At 37.8% G+C, this 4,497-nt stretch carries 4 protein-coding genes; 1 reads left to right on the plus strand and 3 read right to left on the minus strand.

What is annotated here, in order from left to right:
• The 3 genes from AB1349_12915 to AB1349_12925 all read right to left on the minus strand — a co-directional run.
• Window positions 1-844: CsgG/HfaB family protein (locus AB1349_12915; GenBank protein MEW6558226.1), on the minus strand; the 844-nt coding region annotated here is incomplete at its 3' end.
• Window positions 805-2,082: a PorV/PorQ family protein gene (locus AB1349_12920; protein ID MEW6558227.1), complete on the minus strand. Its 1,278-nt coding sequence runs from the start codon at window positions 2,080-2,082 to the stop codon at window positions 805-807. The genes AB1349_12915 and AB1349_12920, both read right to left, overlap by 40 nt.
• A gap of 3 nt (window positions 2,083-2,085) precedes the next feature.
• Entirely contained in the window at window positions 2,086-3,963 is a 1,878-nt protein-coding gene (locus AB1349_12925) for a FlgD immunoglobulin-like domain containing protein (GenBank protein ID MEW6558228.1), read from the minus strand.
• A 118-nt stretch (window positions 3,964-4,081) separates the two neighbouring features.
• Here AB1349_12925 and AB1349_12930 point away from each other — a divergent pair, with 118 nt between their 5' ends.
• Window positions 4,082-4,318, plus strand: coding sequence for a hypothetical protein (locus AB1349_12930; protein ID MEW6558229.1), 237 nt, complete (start codon window positions 4,082-4,084; stop codon window positions 4,316-4,318).
• The last annotated feature ends 179 nt before the right edge of the window (window positions 4,319-4,497 follow it).

The following is a 4,497-nucleotide window of genomic DNA, read 5'->3' on the forward strand; positions in this document are numbered from 1 at the left end:
TTTTCCACTGTTCTTTTGCTTTATCCGTATATTTACCATATGAAAACCTTACAGTTTTCTCCATCTCTTCATACAGTACTGCAAGATCTTTTCTGACATCATCCGCATCGGGATTTTTTTCTAAACACGCAAGATATGCGTCAACTGCCATTCCCAGTTGTTTCTGTTCTCTGTATAATGCACCAAGTTCAGCATAAAATGTTACTTCATTTGGGAAAATGCGGATTGCATCTTTGTAGACGGCTATCGCATATCTGTATTGTCTGGCTGCGAGAAAAATTTCTGCTTGTTTATGATGACTTTCTATCCGCTTTTCTATATTTTCTGTTTTTTGTTCTGGTTGTTTTATTTTTTCGCGCGGATGTGGTGACGAAGATGGTGTCGGCGATAATGGCAGTGTTGGTATTATCTCCTGCCCAAATGGTTTTGTAAGTTTATCAGCCAACCTTGCACAAGCGTCCCTGAGTTCTTTTGCAGATTGTGCTTCCTCATTATATGAAGTTAGTATTTTACCTGTTTCCACATTTACAAGATACACAGTTATAAAATATGTTTCCATCAATTTTGAAAGTGAGCCAACAACCATCTGCTGAACATTTAATAGTTTTCCGATTTGAACAGCGCATTCTGATGTTGTGCAACCTGTCTGTTGAAACGCTACTTCCGCTAATATCTTATCCATATTCGCTTTCTCAACTACATTAAAACCACCAAGTTTTACCAGTTCTGTCCTTAAAAAATCAGAAACAATAGATGAATCAGAGGCGGCTACATTTTTTGCTGTAAAATCGGCAACTGCAAGATTTATTCCTTTTGCCTTTTTAATTTTTTCATTTTCTGCCATTTTTTGTATTCTTGTGCTTCTGTATTTTGCGGATTCAGAACAAGCACTTTATCAAATTCTGATATAGCACCATCAAAGTCACGGTTCTTAAACAACTGCTGTCCTTTTTTCATAGAATTATTTATCAATTCAAGATTCTGTTTCGCTTTAGCCAGTTTATCTTTTGCCGTCTGATTATTTTCGTCAAAAATAAGCACCTGCTCAAAATTCGTAACAGCACCCTGCCAATCCATATCCATAAAGTATTCTTCACCCTGTCTGAACAATTCCTTCGTTCTCTCGCGTTTCTGTTCTTCTTCGCGTGCTATTCTGTGCTTTTCAAGTATGATGTCTTCTTTTGACCGACCGAACCTGACGCCTAAAGATACACGATGACTTAATTCAAGTTCAGTATGCGAAAGTAATGCATAATCCAAATAAAAATGTTTGTAGCTGACACCGAATCCAGCAGTGATGTATGATATATCATAGCCAACCCGTAAGCCGAGAATTTCTTTTACACGATATTCAATTCCGAAATGTGACTTTGCAGACCGTTTATCTGTATTATCCAAATCAGCACTTACAGTAATCGCTTTATGAAATAATTTACCTGCGATACCTAATTTTATATTCATCGGTAATTCATCAGTAAGCGATTCGCGTTTAAACTTTGCACCGAGCAGATTCTGTATATTCAACCCGAAAGATAACTCTGGTAACGGTGAATACAGGAAACCGACATCTGTATCAAAACCTGACTTATTAAATGTATCAATTTTTTTCATAATATGTTTCAGATTAAGTCCGACACCAAGTTTATCTTCTTCAATCTTGAAACAACTGCTTAATAAAATCGCTGTATTTTCGTCTACAAACTCTTTACCTGTTGGATAATTATACTCATCTCGTTCTATGAACCCTGCTGACCTCAACTGTACTGCACCGAGTGCGAATGTCACCACACCGGCGCCGGACTGCGAAAAACTTAACGCGCGATACTGAGTACCTTCAAACAGATTAGCGTACATATACTGCAATTCTTTTCTCTGTAATTGGAACAATCCGCCGGGGTTAAAGAACATCGCAGTGGCATCATCGCTGATTGCTGTGAAACTGCGACCTAATGCAAGCGCTCTGGCACCGGCACCCTGTGTAAGAAAATAGCCCGGCAAACCACCATCACCGTTTGCTAAAGCAAACGAAGTGAAAAGTAAAAAGTTAAAAATTAACAAGATAAATCCAACAATTTTTTTCATTTTTTATTTCACACCGATTTTGGTTTTCTCTACTTTATTGCCAACTTTCACTAAACAAATGTACCCACCAGCACTGACATAGTCGCCATTTTCGTTTTTACCATCCCAGGTGATTTCATTATCAGGACCGAGTACACCACCGGTTTCACCTGCAGTTAATTTTTTCTCCCAGACCAACTCGCCAATTAAATCATAGATTTTTATTTCAACATCCAAGTTTTCTTTCAATGTGTATTTTATTGCTGTTACTTTTCCGCTACCGGCAACAAACGGATTCGGGTAATTACTCAAGCCGGATATTTCCTCCGATGGTGTTTTGTAGCCAACTATTTTGAATAATGTCAGATGGTTCACTTTAGCAACTACTTTATTCTCATCAGGATATGCAATGGAATTAAATATAATTTTCCAGTTCCTGTTTGTTTCATTGTAACAAGCGATTTTAAGTGTCTGTTCGTCTATATCTGCAATTTCTGTATCAGTATAAATAAGCGTAATGGTGATTTCTTTTTTCAGCAGGATTACAGGGTCAGCCAATTTTATTTCTTTTACAATACCTGTATCTTTACAATCCGGGTTATACACCGATATTGGAATTTCGGCGGGTTTTGTTATTATTAGTTTTGTTGCGGTATCAATTGCATTAGCGGGCATTTCTACTTTCGTGCCATCTGATAACAGAAATGTATTGGCTGTAGCAGGATTGATAGTTGTTTTGATACCTATTTTATAATGTGCAACTTCACTACTAACATTACCGGCACCATCTACAGTAACTATGTGTAGATACCAGAACCCGTCGGCGATATTCGTAAATGATAAAGATGATACCACTGCTGTATAAGTCCCGCTGCTGGCACTCGGCACTGTCCCGGTGTCCTGATTGAATATGTAATAGTATCCGGCAATATCTGAAGAATCAGTAGAACTTGAGAGTAGAATTACAGGATTGCTATCCAGATATTCTTTTGCTGAATCAGGATGTGTTTCTGAAATAATTGCAGGCGCTGACGGCGCTGTAAGGTCAACCGTTATACCATCACTATTCGCTGACCAGTCACTATACAAACCTGCTTCATTTTTTGCTTTCACCCTCGCATAGTATGTTTCACCATCTACGCACCCTGTCACAGAATAACTTGTCACATTGCCTACATAACCATCAAATTTGTCATTGCTACCTGGTAATGTCCCAATCTGTAGATAATAACCAACAATATCGCTGTCAGGGTCTGAACCCGTTCCCAATGTCCAATTAAATGTAAGCGTAGAACTTGAGGAATACACACCTGCATCTATCGGTGTTGATGGTGAGCCCGTCGGTGCAGTGGCATCTAAAAAGATCCAGTAAGTATTGTTATTCCCTGAATTTATAGAATAATAACAAGATACTGTGTTATCAGTAGCATCAGCGTCTTTTACATTAACATAATTTACCGTCTGACTGCTGTTAGGAAACGAAACATACCATTTGTTCCCGGCAACAGATGATTTTAATGTAATGAGATTACCAACTGTACCTGTCAAGGTGAGCGTATTGGTGATTGTTTGGGTTGAACCAGCGGTAAAAATGAGCGTCTTAGCCGGTGTTTCACAGGTAAAATTATAAAAAATAGTGTTTCCGACGATAGTAGAAATGTTGGTGGAATCCTCAAATGTTACGGTAGATGTCCCGGCATTAAATGTATCTTGATTTTCCCAGTTGCCTGAGACAGCAAGTTTGGCAGAATAACAGTTTATCGCACCGCTAATAATTTTTATACCGTCTGTTTTGAAAGAGACATCACCATTAAAATTAAAAGTTGAGTTATTGATTCTAAATTCAGCATAAACCGAACAGGCAAATAATAATAATATAAAAATACAAAACTTAATTCTCATAAAGTCCTTAATTTTTTTCTTGACAAAATCTTTTATTTTTGTTATAATTTTTTGCAGTACAGATAAACACTGATAAAGCCACTGATACACACAGATAAAAAACCTGGAGGTGATAATTATGGCATATGTTAATACCTTAAAAGTATTTGAAATACTCAGGGACAGTTTTGATGAAAAACAATCTAAAAGAATTAGTGAAAGCATTGAGGTTGCTTTAGAAACTAACAATGCTGAACTCCTCAAAACGGTGGCAACGAAAATGGATCTCAAAAATACAGAAGTAAAAATTATAAAATGGCTGGTAATTTTGTGGCTTACGCAGATGGTAGCCACTTTGGGAATCCTGCTCAAGTAAGTTCTATTTTTCGTTCCCATTTCCTTGTTTGTCATTCCCGAGTTGTTTTTTGGGGACGCTGATTCTCGCAGAAATGTCTGGATACTTAAAATCCTGATAATCGGAGCCTGCCCCCGAATGATTTTATCGGGGGTTCATCTGCGTCCTGATATGTCATTCCCGAATGTCCCCGACTACTA

Source organism: Elusimicrobiota bacterium, from assembly GCA_040757695.1.
GTDB lineage: Bacteria > Elusimicrobiota > UBA8919 > UBA8919 > UBA8919 > JBFLWK01.

Excerpts from the sequence above, each read along its gene's own strand:
- AB1349_12925 (MEW6558228.1), bottom strand. The coding sequence starts at position 3,963 with ATGAGAATTAAGTTTTGTATTTTTATATTATTATTATTTGCCTGTTCG.
- AB1349_12930 (MEW6558229.1), top strand. The coding sequence starts at position 4,082 with ATGGCATATGTTAATACCTTAAAAGTATTTGAAATACTCAGGGACAGT.
- AB1349_12920 (MEW6558227.1), bottom strand. The coding sequence starts at position 2,082 with ATGAAAAAAATTGTTGGATTTATCTTGTTAATTTTTAACTTTTTACTT.